The sequence below is a fragment of the Pseudomonas sp. IT-93MI4 genome (assembly GCF_949767635.1).
Lineage (GTDB): Bacteria > Pseudomonadota > Gammaproteobacteria > Pseudomonadales > Pseudomonadaceae > Aquipseudomonas > Aquipseudomonas putida_A.
This window is the reverse complement of sequence record NZ_CATKPP010000014.1, coordinates 1-19892: the sequence shown is the minus strand read 5'-3', so window position 1 is coordinate 19892 and position 19892 is coordinate 1. Positions and strand designations below refer to the sequence as shown.

At 61.1% G+C, this 19892-nt stretch carries 17 protein-coding genes; 10 read left to right on the top strand and 7 right to left on the bottom strand.

What is annotated here, in order from left to right; genetic code table 11:
* Nucleotides 1-2 precede the first annotated feature (2 nt).
* The 9 genes from tcyN (at nucleotide 3) to ACM6I7_RS11340 (ending at nucleotide 9682) form a co-directional block, all read left to right on the top strand.
* Entirely contained in the window at nucleotides 3-752 is a 750-nt protein-coding gene (gene tcyN / locus ACM6I7_RS11380) for an L-cystine ABC transporter ATP-binding protein TcyN (RefSeq protein WP_095137897.1), read from the top strand.
* A gap of 465 nt (nucleotides 753-1217) precedes the next feature.
* Nucleotides 1218-1982, top strand: coding sequence for a hypothetical protein (locus ACM6I7_RS11375; RefSeq protein ID WP_139053614.1), 765 nt, complete (start codon nucleotides 1218-1220; stop codon nucleotides 1980-1982).
* 395 nt (nucleotides 1983-2377) lie between these two features.
* Complete coding sequence (locus ACM6I7_RS11370) at nucleotides 2378-3619, top strand: SfnB family sulfur acquisition oxidoreductase (RefSeq protein ID WP_097086876.1); 1242 nt, start codon at nucleotides 2378-2380, stop codon at nucleotides 3617-3619.
* 23 nt (nucleotides 3620-3642) lie between these two features.
* Nucleotides 3643-4836 (top strand): SfnB family sulfur acquisition oxidoreductase, encoded by a 1194-nt coding sequence (locus ACM6I7_RS11365; RefSeq protein WP_414888598.1) that lies wholly within the window; start codon nucleotides 3643-3645, stop codon nucleotides 4834-4836.
* Nucleotides 4836-6194 carry an LLM class flavin-dependent oxidoreductase gene (locus ACM6I7_RS11360; RefSeq protein ID WP_414888597.1) on the top strand — a complete coding sequence of 453 codons (1359 nt, stop codon included), beginning with the start codon at nucleotides 4836-4838 and terminating at the stop codon, nucleotides 6192-6194. Before ACM6I7_RS11365 ends, ACM6I7_RS11360 begins: the two co-directional genes overlap by 1 nt.
* Before the next feature lie 118 nt (nucleotides 6195-6312).
* On the top strand, nucleotides 6313-7122 hold the full coding sequence (locus ACM6I7_RS11355) for a MetQ/NlpA family ABC transporter substrate-binding protein (protein ID WP_083367342.1): 810 nt from the start codon (nucleotides 6313-6315) through the stop codon (nucleotides 7120-7122).
* Nucleotides 7123-7124: 2 nt separating this feature from the next.
* Nucleotides 7125-8246: a methionine ABC transporter ATP-binding protein gene (locus ACM6I7_RS11350; protein WP_414888596.1), complete on the top strand. Its 1122-nt coding sequence runs from the start codon at nucleotides 7125-7127 to the stop codon at nucleotides 8244-8246.
* A complete protein-coding gene (locus ACM6I7_RS11345) occupies nucleotides 8236-8880 on the top strand; it encodes a methionine ABC transporter permease (RefSeq protein WP_027611182.1) in 645 nt (214 codons plus the stop codon). Before ACM6I7_RS11350 ends, ACM6I7_RS11345 begins: the two co-directional genes overlap by 11 nt.
* 172 nt (nucleotides 8881-9052) lie before the next feature.
* Entirely contained in the window at nucleotides 9053-9682 is a 630-nt protein-coding gene (locus ACM6I7_RS11340; protein WP_414888595.1) for a class I SAM-dependent methyltransferase, read from the top strand.
* Between the two features lie 101 nt (nucleotides 9683-9783).
* On the opposite strand, the gene ACM6I7_RS11335 is transcribed toward ACM6I7_RS11340, so the two are convergent.
* Genes ACM6I7_RS11335 through ACM6I7_RS11325 form a run of 3 tightly spaced genes read right to left on the bottom strand, consistent with a single transcriptional unit; the run spans nucleotide 9784 to nucleotide 14998 of the window.
* Nucleotides 9784-12837 (bottom strand): efflux RND transporter permease subunit, encoded by a 3054-nt coding sequence (locus ACM6I7_RS11335; RefSeq protein ID WP_414888594.1) that lies wholly within the window; start codon nucleotides 12835-12837, stop codon nucleotides 9784-9786.
* Nucleotides 12834-13898 (bottom strand): efflux RND transporter periplasmic adaptor subunit, encoded by a 1065-nt coding sequence (locus ACM6I7_RS11330; protein ID WP_027611179.1) that lies wholly within the window; start codon nucleotides 13896-13898, stop codon nucleotides 12834-12836. Before ACM6I7_RS11330 ends, ACM6I7_RS11335 begins: the two co-directional genes overlap by 4 nt.
* The gene (locus ACM6I7_RS11325; RefSeq protein WP_096797448.1) at nucleotides 13895-14998 is read right to left on the bottom strand and encodes an efflux RND transporter periplasmic adaptor subunit; all 1104 of its coding nucleotides are present in this window, start codon (nucleotides 14996-14998) and stop codon (nucleotides 13895-13897) included. Before ACM6I7_RS11325 ends, ACM6I7_RS11330 begins: the two co-directional genes overlap by 4 nt.
* Nucleotides 14999-15200: 202 nt before the next feature.
* Here ACM6I7_RS11325 and ACM6I7_RS11320 point away from each other — a divergent pair, with 202 nt between their 5' ends.
* Nucleotides 15201-16397: an AAA family ATPase gene (locus tag ACM6I7_RS11320; RefSeq protein WP_150369401.1), complete on the top strand. Its 1197-nt coding sequence runs from the start codon at nucleotides 15201-15203 to the stop codon at nucleotides 16395-16397.
* A gap of 120 nt (nucleotides 16398-16517) precedes the next feature.
* Here the strand turns inward: ACM6I7_RS11320 and ACM6I7_RS11315 are convergent, their stop codons facing one another.
* The 4 genes from ACM6I7_RS11315 to ACM6I7_RS11300 are packed head-to-tail and all read right to left on the bottom strand — an operon-like array spanning nucleotide 16518 to nucleotide 19480.
* A complete protein-coding gene (locus tag ACM6I7_RS11315) occupies nucleotides 16518-17399 on the bottom strand; it encodes a transporter substrate-binding domain-containing protein (RefSeq protein WP_027611176.1) in 882 nt (293 codons plus the stop codon).
* Nucleotides 17396-18178 (bottom strand): amino acid ABC transporter ATP-binding protein, encoded by a 783-nt coding sequence (locus tag ACM6I7_RS11310; RefSeq protein WP_414888593.1) that lies wholly within the window; start codon nucleotides 18176-18178, stop codon nucleotides 17396-17398. The genes ACM6I7_RS11315 and ACM6I7_RS11310 overlap by 4 nt, the downstream gene beginning before the upstream one ends.
* Entirely contained in the window at nucleotides 18175-18834 is a 660-nt protein-coding gene (locus tag ACM6I7_RS11305; RefSeq protein ID WP_414888592.1) for an amino acid ABC transporter permease, read from the bottom strand. Before ACM6I7_RS11305 ends, ACM6I7_RS11310 begins: the two co-directional genes overlap by 4 nt.
* The gene (locus ACM6I7_RS11300; protein WP_414888591.1) at nucleotides 18815-19480 is read right to left on the bottom strand and encodes an amino acid ABC transporter permease; all 666 of its coding nucleotides are present in this window, start codon (nucleotides 19478-19480) and stop codon (nucleotides 18815-18817) included. The genes ACM6I7_RS11305 and ACM6I7_RS11300 overlap by 20 nt, the downstream gene beginning before the upstream one ends.
* Nucleotides 19481-19892 lie beyond the last annotated feature (412 nt).

Below are 19892 nucleotides of genomic sequence, written 5' to 3'. Positions count from 1 at the left end.
CCATGATTGTCGTGGAAAAACTGACAAAGCAGTTCAAGGGTCAAGAGGTGCTCAAAGGCATCGATCTTGAGGTGAAGGAAGGCGAGGTCGTGGCCATCATCGGCCCCAGCGGTTCGGGTAAAACCACGTTCCTGCGCTGCCTGAACTTCCTTGAGGAGCCCACCAGCGGCCGGATCAAGGTCGGCGATATCGAGATTGATACCCGCCGCCCGCTGAGTCAGCAGCAGAGTCTGGTGCGCAACCTGCGCCAGCACGTGGGTTTCGTGTTCCAGAACTTCAACCTGTTCCCCCACCGCACCGCACTGGAAAACGTCATCGAAGGGCCGATCGTGGTCAAGAAGATGCCGCGCGAGCAAGCCGTTGCCCTGGGCATGAAGCTGCTGGCCAAGGTCGGTCTGGCCGGCAAGGAAGATGCGTATCCGCGTCGTCTGTCCGGTGGTCAGCAACAGCGCGTGGCGATTGCCCGGGCGCTGGCGATGGAGCCGGAAGTGATCCTGTTCGACGAGCCGACTTCGGCCCTCGACCCGGAACTGGTGGGCGAAGTACTGGCGACCATTCGCGGTCTCGCTGAAGAAAAACGCACCATGGTCATCGTCACCCACGAAATGGGTTTCGCCCGCGACGTGGCCAACCGTGTGGTGTTTTTCGACAAGGGCGTGATCGTCGAGCAAGGCGAAGCCAAGGCGTTGTTTGCCAACCCGAAAGAAGAACGCACCAGACAGTTTCTCAGCAAGTTCCTGAATCACGCCTGAGATACTTATTGTCTTGAGTCATCAACTTCCATGGACGGAAGTTTTACTTACCGCGCCTGAAAACTTCTAAATTCCTCCAGCTTAAACCTGTCAAAACAATACATATATGTTCTGCAACAGATACAAGTAATCTGCGGCGCGCTTTCGTGCCTGTGAAATGATCTAAATCGACCGGCACAAAAATCGCAAAACTCGCGAAAAACCGTAGTTCCATTCGCCATTACCGCTAGGCAGGATGCCTCGCCAGCGTAGGACGCTTCTGATTAATCGGTAATTCACAGATTAACTAAGGCACTCTATTGACACTCTTTCCGGCACGCTCTTATCTAGTCGACAACCGGCACCCATTAGTTGAATCAACGCTTGCTCAGCCCGAACAAAGTTCACGGTTGTATTACAGATTCATCACGCCTTTTGTTGTTTCAAGAAACGGACTTCGCCGCAAGACTTCAAGGAGAGAACCCGATGACCCGCACTTCGCACGCCCCCGAACTGGCAGCGCCGAATCTGGCGTCCGCATCCAAAAACGCCATCAATCTGGCCGCTGCCGCGCATTTGCTGATCGATGTCCTGCCCTACTCCGGCATGGACGCCGGTGATCTGATCGAACTGTTCTGGAACAACTGCTACGTCGCCTCGCGAGTCTTGACCAGCGAAGACGTCGGCGCCTCGATCAGCCTGCGGGTGCCGGAAAGCTTTATCGCCAGTGGCACCGCACGGATTCACTATCGAGTGATGCAAGTCGGTCAGGGGCCGGCGTTGTCGGCGGCCACGCGGGTGCAGGTCAAGCTCGACTGCCCTGGCGGCCAGCCTTCGCCACTCTGCGGTGACGAGAATCAGCAACTGGCACCCGTCTCGCTGCCCGACACCATTCGCCGCCAGGGCGTGAATCCCAATCAGATCAAACGCGGTGTGCCACTGACCATCGAACCCTACCTGAACATGGCCGAGGACGACGCCATCACCTTGCGCTGGGGCGACGTGCGTATGGACCTGGCCCGGATCACCGCTGCCGATGTTGGCCTGCCGATTCAGGTCTGGGTGCCACCGGCAGTGATCGTCGAGGGGGGTGAGGATCTGCGTCTGGACGTGACCTACTGCGTCATCGACTGGGTGGGCAACAACTCACGCTGGGCGCCGCCCCGGACGCTGAAGATCGGTTGCGTGAATCCTTATCTGAAGGTGCCGCTGCGCCAAGCGCTGAAGGCTGCTGAATCGACCAAGGATTGAAACCGCATCCCTGTCCTCATGGGGCTCTGTAGCGAGGGAATCCAGTGAAAAGTCGCACCGCCCCCGATGGACTGCGCAGCAGTCCAACTTTTCAGGACTCAGAAAAGGCTGCTGCGCGGCCTGTCGGGGATAAATCCCCTCACCACAGGTTGTATGCGATGGCTTAAAGCCTGTTAACCAGCCGGGCCACTCACCCTTCTATACATATTCCTAAAAGTTAGTTTATTTAATATTTATACACGCTTAGGGTATATGAACCGGACCACCGGACATTCTTTCGTTCGCCGCACTTTTGCGGCGTTTTTCATGAGATGTGAGGTAGGTAGTATGGTCCGGAACACAATCACCCCAGTGCAGATCGCCAGGGCATTGCGTGCAGCCAAGGAGCGGCACTGATGTCCAGTCTGGCAGACGCAAATCTCCAGTCTGATCTGGACATCGCCCCGTTGTTGTTGCCCGCGCAGGTCTTGCGCAACGACGCCCAAGCCATCAAGGCTGCCCACGAACTGGCGCAAGTCGCCCGCGCGCAGGCCGCCAAACGTGATCGTCAGCGCAAGCTGCCGTGGTCGGAAATCGAACAGTTCACCCGCAGCGGCCTCGGCAGCATTGCCATCCCGCGCGAATACGGTGGCCCACAAGTTTCATTCGTCACATTGGCCGAAGTGTTCGCAATCATTTCCGCGGCCGATCCGGCGCTGGGACAGATCCCGCAGAACCAGTTCGGCATCATCAACCTGGTACTCGGCAGCGCCACCGAAGCGCAGAAAAAACAGCTGTTCCAGAGTGTTCTGGAAGGTTGGCGCATCGGCAATGCGGGTCCTGAGCGCGGAACCAAAAATACCCTGGAATTGAAAGCCCGCATCACCGCCGACGGCGATGACTACGTGATCAACGGCCAGAAGTTTTATTCCACCGGCGCGCTGTTCGCGCACTGGGTGGCGGTCAAGGCGCTCAATGACGACGGCAAACAAGTGCTGGCCTTCGTCCGCCGTGGCACCCCGGGCCTGCGCATCGTTGATGACTGGTCGGGCTTCGGTCAGCGCACCACCGCCAGCGGCACGATTCTGCTGAACAACGTGCGCGTAGAGTCGAGCCTGGTCGTCGATAACTGGAAAATCAACGAGAAGCCAAACACTCAAGGCGCCGTGTCGCAGCTGATTCAGGCGGCCATCGACGCCGGCATTGCCCGTGGCGCCATCGACGATGCCATTGAATTCGTCAAAACCCGCGCGCGGCCCTGGATCGACGCCAAGGTCGAACGCGCCAGCGATGACCTCTACGTGATCGCCGACATCGGCAAACTGAAAATCGAACTGCACGCGGCTGAAGCACTGTTGCGCAAGGCCGGCAAAGTGCTCGACCAAGTCCATGCCGCGCCGCTGACCGCCGAGTCCGCCGCCCGCGCTTCAATTGCGGTGGCCGAGGCCAAAGTGCTGACCACCGAGATCTCGCTGCAGGCCAGCGAAAAACTCTTCGAACTGGCCGGCAGCCGCGCGACCCTCGCCGAATTCAACCTCGACCGCCACTGGCGCAACGCCCGGGTGCACACCCTGCACGACCCGGTGCGCTGGAAATATCACGCGGTCGGCGCCTATCGCCTCAACGGCACTCTACCGGCTCGCCATTCCTGGATTTAACGACCAGACATCTGGAGAAGCATATGACTTATTCTCACCCCGTCGCGGTCATCACCAGCGATGAGCAAGCCCTGATCGTCGCCAGCGACCTGGCCGAAGATTTCAAACGCGACAGTGCCGTGCGCGACCGTGAACGCCGCCTGCCACTGCCGGAGCTCGACGTGTTTTCCCGCTCTGGCCTGTGGGGCATCAGCGTGCCCAAGGAATACGGCGGCGCCGGCGTGTCCAACGTGACCCTGGCCAAAGTCATCGCCCTGATCGCTCAGGCCGACGGCTCCCTCGGACAGATTCCGCAGAACCATTTCTACGCCCTCGAAGTGCTGCGCGTTAACGGCAGCCACGAGCAGAAACAGCGGCTGTACGCCGAGGTGCTGGCCGGTCAACGTTTCGGCAATGCCCTGGCGGAACTGGGTACCAAAACCGCCCACGACCGCGTCACCAGCCTCAAGCGTGACGGCGACGGCTATCGCATCAACGGGCGCAAGTTTTACGCGACCGGCGCGATCTACGCGCAGCGTATCCCGACCTCCGTGGTCGATGAAAATGGCGTGCAGCAACTGGCCTTCGTCCCGCGTGACAGCCAAGGCCTGACGGTCATCGACGACTGGAGTGGTTTCGGTCAGCGCACCACCGGCAGCGGATCCGTGGTGTTCGAAGACGTCTACGTTGCCGCCGAGGACGTAATACCGTTTCAGAGCGCTTTCGAGCGTCCGACCACGGTCGGCCCGCTGGCGCAGATCCTTCACGCCGCCATCGACACCGGCATCGCTCGCGCCGCTTATGAAGATGCGCTGCACTTCGTGCGCAGCAAGACCCGGCCATGGATCGACTCCGGTAACGACAAGGCCACCGAAGACCCGCTGACCCTGAAGAGCTTCGGCCACTTGAGTATTCGCCTGCACGCCACCGAAGCGCTGCTTGAGCGCTCTGGCGAATTCCTCGACAAGGCCCAGGCCGAGACCAATGCCGAAACCGTCGCTGCCGCGTCGATTGCCGTCGCCGAAGCACGGGCGATCAGCACTGAAATTTCCCTGGCGGCCGGCAGCACCCTGTTTGAACTGGCCGGCAGTCAGGCGACCCTGATCGAGCACGGCCTCGACCGTCACTGGCGCAACGCCCGGGTGCACACCCTGCACGACCCGGTACGCTGGAAGTATCACGCGGTGGGCAACTACTACCTCAACGATGAAAACCCTCCGCTGCGAGGGACGATCTGATGAGCGCCGCAAAAAAGAAGATCCTGCTCAACGCGTTCAACATGAACTGCATCGGCCACATCAACCATGGCCTGTGGACGCATCCGCGCGACACCTCGACCCGCTACAACACAATCGAATACTGGACCGAACTGGCGCAGTTGCTGGAGCGCGGGCTGTTTGACGGGCTGTTCATCGCCGACATCGTCGGCGTGTACGACGTCTACCAGAACTCGGTGGACGTCACGCTCAAAGAGTCGATCCAGTTGCCGGTCAACGACCCGCTGCTGTTGGTGTCGGCGATGGCCGCCGTGACGAAAAACCTCGGCTTCGGCCTGACCGCCAACCTCACTTACGAGCCGCCGTATCTGTTCGCCCGGCGCATGTCGTCGCTCGATCATCTGAGCCGGGGTCGGGTCGGCTGGAACATCGTCACCGGTTACCTCGACAGCGCCGCCAAGGCCATGGGCCTGCGCGAACAGGTCGAGCATGACCGTCGCTACGATCAGGCCGACGAGTACCTCGAAGTGCTCTACAAACTCTGGGAGGGCAGTTGGGAAAACGGCGCGGTGCTCAATGACCGTGAGCAGCGCATCTACGCGCAGCCGGAGAAGGTGCACAAGGTCGAGCACCACGGCGAGTTCTATCAAGTCGAGGGTTATCACCTCTGCGAACCGTCGCCGCAGCGTACGCCGGTGCTGTTCCAGGCCGGCAGTTCCGATCGCGGTTTGCTGTTCGCCGGACGTCACGCCGAGTGCGTGTTCATCAGCGGGCAGAACAAACCGTCGACCAAAGTGCAGGTGGACAAGGTCCGCGCCAGCGCCGTCGAAGCCGGACGCAATCCCGAGGACATCAAGGTGTTCATGGGCCTCAACGTGATCGTCGGCGCGACCGAAGAGGCCGCGTGGGCCAAGCACGCCGAGTACCTGAGTTATGCCAGCGCCGAGGCCGGCGTCGCGCATTTCTCGGCCTCCACCGGCATCGACTTTTCCCAGTACGAAATCGACGAACCGATCCAGTACGTCAAGAGCAATGCCATCCAGTCCGCGACCAAAAACCTGCAGAACAACGACTGGACCCGACGCAAATTGCTCGAGCAGCACGCCCTCGGTGGCCGCTACATCACCGTGGTCGGCTCGCCTGAGCAGGTGGCGGATGAACTGGAATCGTGGATCGCCGAAACCGGGCTGGACGGCTTCAACCTCACGCGCATCGTTACCCCGGAAAGCTATGTCGATTTCATTGAGCTGGTGATTCCGGAGCTGCAACGGCGTGGGTCGTACAAGACTGCGTATGACAGCGGCAGTTTGCGCGAAAAGCTGTTTCACGGTGAGGCGCATTTGCCTGAGCAACACACCGGCTCTTCATACCGCCGCTAAAAGCATCGCGAGCAGGCTCACTCCTACAGGGGAATGCATTCCAAATGTAGGAGTGAGCCTGCTCGCGAAGAGGCCCGACCAGACACCACAAAATTCAGCACTGACTGGAAACCACACCATGACCCAGAAATTCCTGTCCCACCCAGTCAAAGCACTGGCCCTGGCCTTCGGCCTGTTCAGCTCGGCGGTGTTCGCCGCCGATGCACCCCTTAAAATCGGCACCACCGCCGCCTTCGCCATTCCACTGGAAGCCGCCGTCGAAGAGGCCTCTAAACAAGGCCTGAAAGTCGAGCTGGTGGAGTTCACCGACTGGATCGCACCAAACGTCAGCCTCGCTGCCGGCGACATCGATGTGAATTACTTCCAGCACATCCCGTTCCTCGAAAACGCCAAGGCCGCCTCCGGTTTTGACCTGGTGCCGTTCGCCCCGGGGATCATCAACAACGTCGGCCTCTATTCGAAAAAATACAAAAGCTTCGACGAGTTGCCGGAAGGCGCCAGCGTCGCCATCGCCAACGACCCGATCAACAGCGGTCGCGGTCTGCAACTGCTGGCCAAGGCTGGTCTGATCACCCTGAAACCGGGGGTCGGCTACAAGGCCACCGAAGACGACATCGTCGCCAACCCGAAGAAGATCAAGATCCTGCAAGTCGAAGCCGTGCAACTGGTGCGCGCCTACGATGACGCCGATCTGGTCCAGGGCTACCCGGCCTACATCCGTCTGGCGAAAACCTTCGATGCCGGCTCGGCGCTGCTGTTCGACGGTCTCGACCACAAGGAATACGTGATCCAGTTCGTCATCCAGCCGAAGAGCAAAGACGACCCGCGCCTGATCAAATTCGTCGACATCTACCAGCACTCGCCGGCCGTTCGCGCTGCGCTGGATAAGGCTCACGGCAAGCTGTATCAGGCCGGTTGGGAAAGCTGAGCATGACGGCCGCGATCCAACGGCGACTGGAGATTCCAGAGCCAAAAAGTGCTGAAAAAACCGAACTGCATCCCGAGCTGAATCGCGCCCATGTGCGCTTCATCGGCCTGGGTAAAACCTACGAAGGTCGACAAGGCCCGGTGGCGGCCCTGCAAGGCATCGATCTGGCGATCCAGCGCGGCGAGGTGTTCGGCATCATCGGGCGCAGCGGCGCCGGCAAGTCGTCGCTGATCCGCACGATCAATCGTCTGGAACAACCGACTGCGGGGCGGGTGTTGATTGATCAGATCGACATCGGCGAGTTCGACGAAGACCGTCTGGTCGCCCTGCGCCGGCGCATCGGGATGATCTTCCAGCACTTCAACCTGATGTCGGCCAAGACCGTGTGGCAGAACGTCGAACTGCCGCTGAAAGTCGCGGGCGTACCGAAGGCGCAACGCGAACAGAAGGTGCGTGAACTGCTCGAACTGGTCGGCCTGCAAGCCAAGCACAAGGCCTATCCGGCGCAGCTCTCCGGTGGGCAGAAACAGCGTGTCGGCATCGCCCGCGCATTGGTGCATGACCCGGACATTCTGCTGTGCGACGAAGCCACTTCGGCGCTCGATCCCGAGACCACTCAGTCGATCCTCGGCCTGCTGCGCGAGATCAATCAGCGCCTGGGCCTGACCATTGTGCTGATCACTCACGAAATGGCGGTGATCCGCGAAATCTGCGACCGCGTGGTGGTCCTGGAACACGGGCGGATCGTCGAGCAAGGCCCGGTCTGGGAAGTGTTCGGCAATCCGCAGCACGAGGTCAGCCAGACCTTGCTCGCGCCGCTGCAACACGCACTGCCGGAAGAATTGCAAAGCCGTCTGCATGCTCAGCCACCCTCCCCGGGCGCGGCGGTGGTGCTGCGTTTGCAGTTCACTGGCAGTGCCGCCGACGAGCCGGATCTGGCGGCGCTGTTCGCCGCCCTCGGTGGACGCGTGAAGTTGCTGCAGGGCGGCGTTGAGCGGATTCAGGGCCACGCGCTGGGACAACTGTTACTGGCGGTCAGCGGCTCGGCCCTGAGCGCCGAACAATTGCGCGAGCGCGCCGGGCAGTGGGCGCAACGAGTGGAGGTATCGGGTTATGTGGTTTGATCGTTTGCTGCAGGGCTTTATCGACACCTTCCTGATGGTCGGCGTGTCGTCGCTGATCGCGTTGCTGGTGGGGATCCCGATGGCGGTGATTCTGGTCACCAGCGACAAGGGCGGGATCTATCAGGCGCCGCTGCTCAACCGGGCGCTGGGCGCGTTCGTGAATCTGTTCCGCTCGATCCCGTTTCTGATTCTGATGGTCGCGCTGATTCCATTCACCCGGCTGATTGTCGGCACCACGTACGGTGTGTGGGCGGCGGTGGTGCCGCTGACCATCGCCGCGACGCCGTTCTTTGCGCGGATTGCCGAAGTGAGTCTGCGTGAGGTCGATCACGGCTTGATCGAGGCGGCGCAGGCCATGGGCTGCCGACGCTGGCACATCGTCTGGCATGTGCTGTTGCCTGAAGCGCTGCCGGGGATCGTCGGCGGGTTCACGATTACGCTGGTGACGATGATCAACTCGTCAGCCATGGCCGGGGCGATTGGTGCCGGCGGCCTCGGCGACATCGCTTACCGCTACGGTTATCAGCGCTTTGACAGCCAGATCATGCTGACGGTGATTGTGTTGCTGGTGGCGTTGGTGGCGGTGATTCAGTTGGGTGGAGATCGTCTGGCACGGGGCCTGAACAAGCGCTGATTTCAGCAGGGCTCATTCGACGCTTTTGAAACCGCTTTCGCGAGCAGGCTCGCTCCCACAATTGGAATGCGTTCCCCTGTGGGAGCGAGCCTGCTCGCGAATGGCTGCGCAGCAGCCCCAGACCTGATGGCGTATATTCGGCAAATCCTCATTGCCCGCGCAGCCCTCGACCATGAAGCAAACGCCCTCCGATCTGGAACAGATCACCGCCACCACCCTCGGCCACTACAACGCGGTGGCCGAAGACTTCCGCGAAGGCACCCGCGACCACGATGTCAGCCAGAACATCGACGCGCTGCTACGGCATATCCACGGCACTGCGCCGTTCACCCTTCTCGATTTTGGCTGCGGCCCGGGACGCGACTTGCAGACGTTCACCCGCCTGGGCCATGTCGCGGTCGGCCTCGACGGCGCGGAAAAATTTGCGCAGATGGCCCGCGAAGACAGTGGCTGCGAGGTGTGGTGTCAGGACTTTCTGAAGCTCGATCTGCCGGCCGAACGCTTCGACGGGATCTTCGCCAATGCGGTGCTGTTTCATGTGCCGTTGCAGGAATTGCCGCGAGTGCTCAAGCAGTTGCATGGCACGCTGAAACCGGGCGGGGTGTTGTTCAGTTCCAATCCGCGCGGGGATAACCGTGAGGGCTGGAATGGGCCACGCTACGGCTCATATCACGACCTGGACGCGTGGCGCGGGTTGCTCACGGCAGCGGGGTTTGTCGAGCTTGAGCATTACTACCGGCCGGCGGGATTGCCGCGCGAGCAACAGCCTTGGCTGGCCAGCGTCTGGCGTAAATCTGCGTAGTCAGTTCTGACGCCTTCGCGAGCAAGCCTGCTCCCACAGTTGGAATGCGTACCCCCTGTGGGAGCGGGCTTGCTCGCGAATAGAGTGCGCAGCACTCGCTTTTAGCGGGTCTCTTTCTGCGGCTCGCGAATCTTGTACCAGGCCACATACAGCGCCGGCAAAAACAGCAGGGTCAGCAACGTCGCCACCACGATCCCGCCAATCATCGCGTAGGCCATCGGCCCCCAGAACACTTCCCGGGCAATCGGAATCATGCCCATGCTCGCCGCCGCCGCGGTCAGCAGGATTGGTCGGCGGCGGTGCTCGGTCGCTTCCACCACCGCATCCCATGGCGCAGAGCCGTTGCGCTCGAATTCATCGATCTGCGTCACGAGGATCACCGAGTTGCGGATGATGATACCGATCAGCGCCAGAATCCCGAGGATCGCCACAAAGCCCATCGGCGTCCCGGTCGGCACCAGCGCCAGCACCACGCCGATCAGCCCCAGCGGCGCGACACTCGCCACCAGGAACATCTTCTGCACGCTGTGCAACTGAATCATGAGGAAGGTCGCCATCAGGAACAGCATCAACGGCAAGACCTTGGCAATCGGCCCCTGGGCCTTGCCGCTTTCCTCGACCGTACCGCCGGTGGCCACTTTGTAGCCGACCGGCAGCTTGGCGGCGAACGCATCGATACTCGGTTTGAGCAATTTCACCAGGTCGGTCGGCTGGATCTCGTCACGCACCGAAGCTTTGATGGTGATGGTCGGCAAACGGTCGCGACGCCACACCAGCGGCTGCTCAAGCTCATAACGCACGGTGGCAAAGGCCAGCAGCGGGATCGACGTGCCGTTGGGTGTGACGATCTGCAGGTTCTGCAGGGTTTCCGGCGTGCCGCGTTCCGAGTTCACCGCCCGGCCGACCACGTTGATCAGGTAAATGTCGTCGTTGACCTGGGTCAACGGCGAGCCGCTGACGATGCTGTTCATCAACTTCGCCACATCTTCCGAGGACAGCCCGAGCTGACGCGCCTTGTCCTGGGCGATGTCGATGCGCAGGACTTTGCCCGGCTCGTTCCAGTCGTAAATGATCTCGCCGATGTGCTCGTTCTTGTCCAGCTCGGTCGCCAGATCAATGGCGTGCTTGCGCACCTGATCGATGTCCTTGCCGCTGACCCGATACTGAATCGGACGTCCCACTGGCGGGCCCATTTCCAGCGCCTGCACGTAACTGCCGATGCCGACGAAGTCTTTGTGCAAACGCTCGCGCAGGCGTTGGCTCAGCGCCTCACGGGCCTCGAAATCCTTGCTGACGATCACCAGTTGCGCGTAGTACGGGTTCTGCAATTGCTGGTCGAGTGGCAGGTAGAAACGGATCGCACCCTGACCGATGTAAGTGCTCCAGCGCACGATGTCCGGGTCGCCCTTGAGCGTGGCTTCGAGCTTGTCGACAGCCTTGCGGGTTTCGTCGATCGAGGCGTTTTGCGGCAGGTTCAGATCGACGAGGATTTCCGGGCGGTCGGAGGACGGGAAGAATTGGTTCTGCACAAAGCGCATGCAGAACACCGCCAGCACAAACAGCAGCACGGTGATGCCGATCGCCCACCAGCGGTTGCGCATGCACCACAGCAAACCACCGTTGAACGCCCGACCGATGCGGCCCGGCTCGGCTTCATGGGGTTTCACGTTGGTGCTGAGGATGTGCACGCCGATCACCGGCGCAAAGAACACCGCCACCACCCACGACACCAGCATCGCCACCGCGATCACCGCAAACAGGGTGAAGGTGTACTCGCCGGCGGAGCTGGCGTTGAGGCCGATGGGCACGAAACCGGCGACGGTCACCAGCGTACCGGTGAGCATCGGGAATGCGGTCGAGGTGTAGGCGAACGTCGCCGCCTGCTCCTTGGTCTCACCCATTTCCAGGCGCGTGACCATCATCTCCACGGTGATCATCGCGTCGTCCACCAGCAGGCCAAGGGCGATGATCAGCGCCCCGAGGGAAATCCGCTGCATGGTGATGCCGCTGTATTCCATGAACACGAAGACCATCGCCAGCACCAGCGGAATCGAGCACGCCACCACCAGCCCGGCGCGCACGCCGAGGCTGATGAAGCTGACCACCAGCACGATCACCACCGCTTCGAACAGCGCACTGGTGAAACCGCCGACCGCCTCTTCCACCACCACGGCCTGATCGGACACCGTATGGACGCCGACGCCAACCGGCAAATCAGCGGTGATCTGGTCGATCCGCTGGTGCAGCGCCTTGCCGAATTCCTGGACGTTACCGCCCTTCTGCATGGCAATCGCCAGACCGATTGCCGGCTTGCCGTCGAAACGGAATTCCGGCGTGGCCGGGTCGACGTAACCGCGACTGATGTCGGCGACATCGGCCAGACGATAGAAGCGGTCATTGAGCTTGAGATTGACCTCGGCCAGATCCTTCTCCGAAGCGAACTGCCCCGAGGTGCGCACCGAAATGCGCTCCGGGCCGGCCTCGATCACCCCCGCCGGGGTCACGGCGTTCTGCGATTGCAGGCTCTGCACCACCTGACGCTGGTCGATGCCCAGCGCGGCGAGTTTGCGGGTGGAGAAGTTCAGGTAAATCACTTCGTCCTGCTGGCCGATCATTTCGATCTTGCCCAGCCCCGGGACGTTGCGGATCTCGGCGCGGGCCTGCTCCACGTAATCGCGCAACTGGCGCATGGTCAGGCCGTCGGCGGTAAACGCGTAGACCGAACCGTACACATCGCCAAACTCGTCGTTGAACCCGGGGCCTTGAATGCCCTGGGGAAACTGGCCGCGAATGTCATCGATCTTCTTGCGCACCTGGTACCAGATCTCTGGAATGTCCTTGGCGCTGGTGGTGTCGCGCAGGTACACGTAAACCGTTGATTCGCCGGGGCGCGTGTAGCTTTTCACGTAGTCGAGGGAGTCGAGCTCCTCGAGTTTTTTCTCGATGCGGTCGGTAACCTGTTTGAGGGTTTCCTCCTGGGTCGCACCCGGCCATTTGGTCTGGATGACCATGGTCTTGATGGTAAACGAGGGGTCTTCTTCGCGGCCCAGATTGAAATACGAAAACACCCCCATCAGCAGCGCGACGAACATCAGGTACCAGACAAACGACTGATGCTTGAGGGCCCATTCGGAGAGATTGAAAGAGCCTTTCATTGACTGTCCTCGTCGAGTTTCACGGCTTGTCCGGGTTTGAGACTGTTAACGCCTGCGGTGACCACCTGCTCGCCGGACTTGACCCCGCCGGCCAGCACCACCGTGCCGTCGGTGCGGCTGATCACGCTGACGTCACGGGGCGCGACGGTTTTGCTTTGGGTGTCGATCACCCAGATGCGGGTCTTGCCGTCGGCTTCCTGCAGGGCGGTGGCAGGTAATTCGATGCGCGGCTTGATCGCTGAACTGAGGGTCACGCTGATCGCCGTGCCGAGGCGGAAACCGTCCGGCGTGTTGGCCAGGGTCAGCCGCGCGCGGCGGGTGCGCGTGGCGCTTTGGGCCTGCGGTTCGATTTCGCGAATAATTGCGGTGGTGTTGATGCTCGGGTCGAGTTGCCCGGCCACCAGAAACACCACGTCGGAAGGAATTTCATCGACCAGCGTGTCCGGCAGATCGATCACCGCTTCCTTGATGTCCGGTTGCGCCAGGGTCACCACTTGCTGACCTGCTGTCACCACTTGACCGGCCTCGGCATTCCACGCGGTGACCACAGCTTTGTGGTCGGCGCGCAATTCGGTGTAAGCGAGTTGATCCTGGCTCTGGTTGACCGCCGCCCGCGCCTGATCGAGCGAGGCCTGAGTGGTTTTCAGGTCGGTGGTGGCGATGTCCAGTTGCGCCTGCGCGCCAACCCCGCGATCGAACAGCGCCTGCTGCCGACGGGCATTGGCCTGGGCGTTGATCAGTTGCGCCTGGACCTTGGCCAGGTCGCCTTGGGCCGAACGCAACTGGTTCTGCTGATCGGACGGGTCGAGGGTCGCCAGCAGCGTACCCTTTTGCACCTCGGCGCCGACATCGACGTTGCGACTGGCAATGCGCCCGCCGACGCGGAACCCGGTGTTGCTCTCGTAACGCGCCTGAATGCTGCCGGCGAAACGCCCGAGGGTTTCCTCGTTCAGCGCCTGTACCTTGATCGACAATACCGGCCGAACCGGCTCCGGCGGTGGCTCGCTTTTCGAGCAGGCGGCCAGCAGCACACCAATGGACAACAGCCCCAGACGCTTCATGGCTGCGCTCCCGGTTGCAGACCTTCGTAGGTGTTTTCGGCGATTTCGACTTTCATGCCCGGGTGCAGCAGTTGCCCACCCGCGACAATCACTTTCTCACCGCCCTTGAGGCCGTCGCTGATGATGACCTTGCCGATCAGGTAGCGGCTGACGGTGACGTTGTGCAGCTGCGCTTCGCCCTTGTCGTCAACCATCCACACCGCCGGATCGCTGATGTTTTTGGTCAGCGCCGACCACGGCAATTCCACCGCCGACTTGCCGCTGCCCTTGGCCGTGGCGCTGACCACCGAGCCGAGCTGCATGCCCTGTGGCAGGCTGTCGAGGGTGACCTTGACTTGCACCGTGCCGGACTGCGCCGACACCGCCGGGGTGATTTCGCGCACGGTACCGGTGGTCTTGATGTTGGGGTTGTCGAGCAGGCTGACGACAATCGAACGCTCCGCCGGGCGCTCAGCCAGCAACGATTCATAAACGTTGAACACCGCGTCACGATCGCCATCGCGGGCCAGTTTGAAAATCGGCGCGGTGGCCTGGACCACTTGGCCGACTTCGGCTTGGCGCTCGGTAATGATGCCGGGGGCGTCAGCGACCAGCGAGGTGTAACTGAGTTGATCCTTGGCATTGGCCAGTTGCGCCTGCGCCGCGCTCAGGGCGCTCTGGCTGCTGCGCAAGGCGGCTTGTGCGGAATCGAATTCGCTCTGGCTGGTGTAGCCTTTGGGCAGCAGCTTCTGCTGACGCACGAACGCCGCCGCGCTCTGCTTGACCCGCGCCTGTTCGGCGATGACCTGGGCTTGCGCGGAATCGACGTTGGTCTGCAAATCCTTGGGATCGAGTTTGGCCAGTACCTGCTTGGCGCTGACCCGGTCGCCGACATCGACCATGCGCTGAATGATCTTGCCACCGACCCGGAACGACAGTTCGGTCTGCACCCGCGCCTGCACGTCACCGGTGAGAGTCACGGCAGCGGCATAGTCCGCCGGTTTGACCTCTTGCACAAAGACCCGTGGCAGGTACTCCGCCGGGGCTTCTTTCTTGCCGCAAGCGGTCAGCAACGTGAGCAGGCTCAGCACGACAACTGTTTTCAATCCGGGACTCGCCATGCAGACTCCTTCCTGTGTACGAACGTGCAAGTGACGATACGACTGTGAGCTTAGAACAGGGTTCAACGTTCGCCTGCGTGATCTCCATATTTCCCCTGTAGGAGCTGCCGCAGGCTGCGATCTTTTGACTTTACAAAAGCAAGATCAAAAGATCGCAGCCTTCGGCAGCTCCTACAATGGTCGCCTCAAGAGAAGGATTTTCATGCTCAAGACCCTCGCGGTGGCCAATTACCGCTCGATCAACAAACTGGTGATTCCGCTGGGCCGGCTGAACCTGATCACCGGCCCCAACGGCAGCGGCAAGTCCAATCTCTATCGGGCCTTGCGCCTGCTGGCGGAGACCGCCCAGGGCGGCGTGGTCAATGCGCTGGCCCGCGAGGGCGGGCTGGATTCGACGTTCTGGGCCGGGCCGGAAACCATCAGTCGGCGAATGCGCAACGGCGAAGTGGCGATCGAGCCGACGGTGCGTCAGGGCGTCAAACGTCTGCGCCTGGGGTTTGCCGGCGAGGATTTCAGCTACTCCATCAGCCTCGGATTGCCCGACTCCAACGGACATTTCATGCTGCCGGGGGATACTCATCCCAGCCCCTCGCGCTTCAGTCTCGATCCGCAGATCAAGCGCGAATGCATCTGGGCCGGGCCGCTCTATCGCCCGGCCAGCCTGCTGGTGGATCGCAACGGCCCGATGATTCGCGCCCGCGAAGGCCGCAGCTGGGACGTGCTGGCACAGCACACGCCGAATTTCGACAGTCTGTTCGATCAGATCGGCAGCCTGCGCAGTTCGCCGGAAGTGTTCCAGATGCGCGAGTTCATTCGCCGCTGGCGCTTCTACGATCACTTTCGCAGCGACGCCGACGCCCCGGTGCGCCAACCGCAACTGGGTACGCGCACGCCGGTGCTGCACCACGACGGTCGCGACCTCGCCGCAGCCCTGCAGACCATCAATGAAATCGGCGACCCCGAGGCGTTGCAGGCGGCGATCAGCGACGCGTTTCCCGGCGCACGGCTGAACATCGCACCGCTGGCCGGCGGACGCTTTGCCATCGAGTTCTTTCAGGAGGGGTTGCTGCGGCCATTGTCGGCGGCAGAGTTGTCGGACGGCACGCTGCGTTATCTGCTGCTGATCGCCGCGCTGTTGACGCCACGCCCGCCGTCATTGATGGTGCTCAACGAACCGGAAACCAGTCTGCATCCGGATCTGTTGCCGGCGCTGGCGCGCTTGATCATTCGCGCATCGCAGGCTTGTCAGGTGTGGGTGGTGTCCCATGCGCGACGGTTGATTTCGGCGTTGCAGGAAGATCCCGAATGCAACTGCATCGTGCTGGAGAAGACACTGGGGCAGACCGGAATTGTTGGCCAGCGGGTGCTGGATGAGCCGGCGTGGAACTGGCCGGATTGAGCGGCACCTGAGCGAGCCCTTTCGCGAGCAAGCTCGCTCCCACAGTTGGAATGCGTACCCCTGTGGGAGCGGGCTTGCTCGCGAAGAGGGCCTTCAGGTCAGCGCAGATTTAACGGCCAATCACCCCTGCCACTTGCCACCCTCGACAATCACACTCTCAGGCTTAGTGTCATCGCTCAGCTCTTTACGCACATATTGGTCATACAGCTTGAGCAGGTATTTCTCTTCACCCAACTTGGCCAGCTCGGTATTCACCCAGTCACGCAGCTCGACGTTGCCCTTCTTCACTGCCGGCGCAATCGGTGCTTCTGCGCCGAGTTTTTCGTCCAGCACGCGGTAGCCCGGGTTCTGCTTGGCCCAGCTGAACAGCACCAGATTGTCCTGCGCGTAGGCATCGCCGCGCCCGTTGGCCAGTGCTTGCAACGACTCGGAATTTTTCTCGAACTTCAGCAGTTTCCAGTCCGGATGATTCTTGGTCAGCCAGATGTCTGCAGTCGTGCCGGTGGTGACGATGGTGGTGCGGGTCGCCAGGTCATCGAGTTTTTTCACCGAGCTGCCTTGCGGTACCAGTGCCTGCACCGCGACCTTAAGGTTCGGGTTGGTGAATTCCACCGCTTCCTTGCGCTCCGGGGTCACGGTCATGTTGGCGAGGATCAGGTCGACCTTGTCGCTCTGCAGGAACGGAATGCGGCTCGCCGGTTCCACGGCCACGAACTCGACCTTGTTCTCGTCGCCCAGCAGATCCTTGGCGAAGCGCCGGCCGATGTCGGTGTCGAAGCCGACGTAGCGCCCGGCCTCATCGACGAAACCGAACGGTGGCTTGTCGGTGAATACGCCGACGATCAGTTTGTCGCGGGCCTTGATCTTGTCCAGATAGCTGGCCGGCGCGGTGCTTTCGCTGGCGACTTTCGGCTTGGCCGGTTCTTCGGATTTGTTGCAGCCAGCGAGCAGCGCGAGCCCCAGCAGCGGCAGTAAAAACAGGGATGACTTGGCAGTTTTCATAGCGGTTCCAGTTCCTTTGTCGGATTCGTTTCAGGCAGTGTTGCAACGAAGGAGAACTTCTCCAGAAACTGCTGCGCGCGTGCGGTTTGCGGGTTCGTAAAGAAAATCTCGGGCGGGTTCTGTTCAAGGATGCGTCCGGCATCCATGAACACGATGCGGTCGGCCACCGCGCGGGCGAAGGCCATTTCGTGGGTGACGATCAGCAGGGTCATGCCCTCGCGGGCCAGGCCCTGAATCACTTGCAGCACTTCCTTGACCATCTCCGGATCGAGGGCGGCGGTGACTTCATCGAAGAGCATGACCCGCGGGTTCATGCACAACGAGCGGACGATGGCGATGCGTTGCTGCTGGCCGCCGGAGAGCTGGCGCGGGAAGGCGTCGCGCTTGTCCGCCAGGCCCACCCGTTCGAGCAAGGCTTCGGCTTGCTGCTGCGCTTCACGGCGCTGGCGCTTTTGCACCTTGAGCGGGCCGAGCAGCAAATTGTCGAGCACGCTCATGTGCGGAAACAGGTGATAACTCTGGAACACCATACCGATCTGCTGACGCACTTCACGCCAGTCGGTGGCCTTGTCCAGCAGCTCGCGCCCGGCAAATTTCAGGCTGCCGCTATGGGCGCTTTCCAGGCCGTTGAGGCAACGCAGCAACGTGCTTTTGCCACAACCGCTGGGGCCGAGGATGACGATCACTTCGCCGCTGCGCACTTGCAGATCAATGCCGTTGAGCACCTGCTGTTCGCCGTAGAATTTGTTGAAACCGTGAAACTCGATCAATGCGCTCATGCTTGCGTCCAGCGCCGCTCCAGCACGCGCGAAGCGGCCGACAGCGGGTAGCAGATGAAAAAGAAAAACAGAAACAGCGCGCCGTAGATCAGCACCGATTCGTAAGTGCGCTCGATGATCTGCTGGCCGACCTTGATCACATCGACCACGCCAATCAGCACCGCCAGCGAGCTGGTCTTGATGATTCGCGTGTAGACGTTGATGGTCGGCGGCGTCATGCGTTTCAGCGCCTGCGGCAGCAGCACGTAGCCGTACAGTTGCGCCGCGTTCAGGCCGATCGACAGCCCTGCTTCACGCTGCCCGCGCGGCAAAGAATGCAACGCACCGCGCGCCACTTCGCCGACCTCGCTGGCGCCCCACAGCGATAGCACCAGCACCGCGCACCAGAAGCTCGGCAGACTCAGTCCGAAGAAAATCGGCAAGCCGAAAAACAGCAGGTACAGCCAGACCAGCACCGGAATCGCCCGGAACAGTTCCAGATAGATCCGCAGGATCGCGTTCAGCCACGTCACGCTGAGCGTGCGCAGTACGCCGTAGAGCACCCCGCCAATGGTGCTGATGGCAATGCTCAGAAACGAGATCGAAAGTGTTTGTCCGGCGCCTGCTGCCAATTGCGGCAACGACACCCAGAGCAGTTCAAGACCCGAACTGGCCATGCTGGAGCCTCCTTTCCAGACGGCTGAGCAACAGCGACAGCGGCAAGAACAACAGCACGCAGATCTGCGTCAGCACGGCGAGCATTTCGTAGGTTTTGTAGTAGAGCGCGATGTAGCTCTTGGTGGTGTAGAGGATTTCCGGCACGGCCACCGCCGAGACCACGGTGGTTTCCTTGAGCAGGAAAATGAAATTGGCGAACAGCGACGGCAGGCTGAGAATCCCCGCTTGCGGCAGGATCACGTAGCGCAGCAACTGGCCGTGGGACAGGCCGATGGAACGCCCCGATTCGAGTTGCGCCTGCGGTACCGCATCGACGCCGGCGCGCAGCACTTCGGTGAGATAGGCGCCGCCAAGGAAAGTCATGGTGATGATTGCCGCGGTGAATCCGGAAACCTGGATGCCGATGGCCGGCAAGGCGAAGTAGACGAAGAACAGTTGAATCAGCAGCGGCGTGTTGCGCGCCAGTTCCACATAAAGGCCCACCAGTTTTTGCAGGTACGGTGTGCGGAACACCAGGATCGTCGCGTTGAGCAGCGCCACCAGCAGCGACGTGCCGATGGCGATGAACCCGACTTGCAGCGTCACGCCCACAGCCTTGAGAAAGGCCGGCAGGGTACTGAGGATAAATGCGTAATCGAAAGTCATGAAGCATCCTGGACGTCGCTCGGTAAGCGACGGTCATGCAGTCCATGGACAGCGGGTAACTGTCCGGCAGGCGCTGACTTTATAGGTATAAAAACAAGAATTTAAATACCGTTAAAGCATATTGATATCACGCAAAAAACTATCCTGTGGGTTTGCCGGGAAGGAATAAGAAGGCTATTTTCCCTTGCGCTGTAGGAAGGATCTTTTTTGCATGAAAGCCCTCCAAGGACGAACAGCTTTTGGCCAGACTCCCCCGGCCAAACCATTACAAGGAAGACAACATGGACGTAAAAGTGCCGCAGCGACTGGATCCGCAGGACATCGTGAAATTGCTCGTGGCGTTGCGCCGGGCGTTGAAGGCTCAGGTAACCTGAGGTCAGGATCAACAGCACCCTCACCCCAGCCCTCTCCC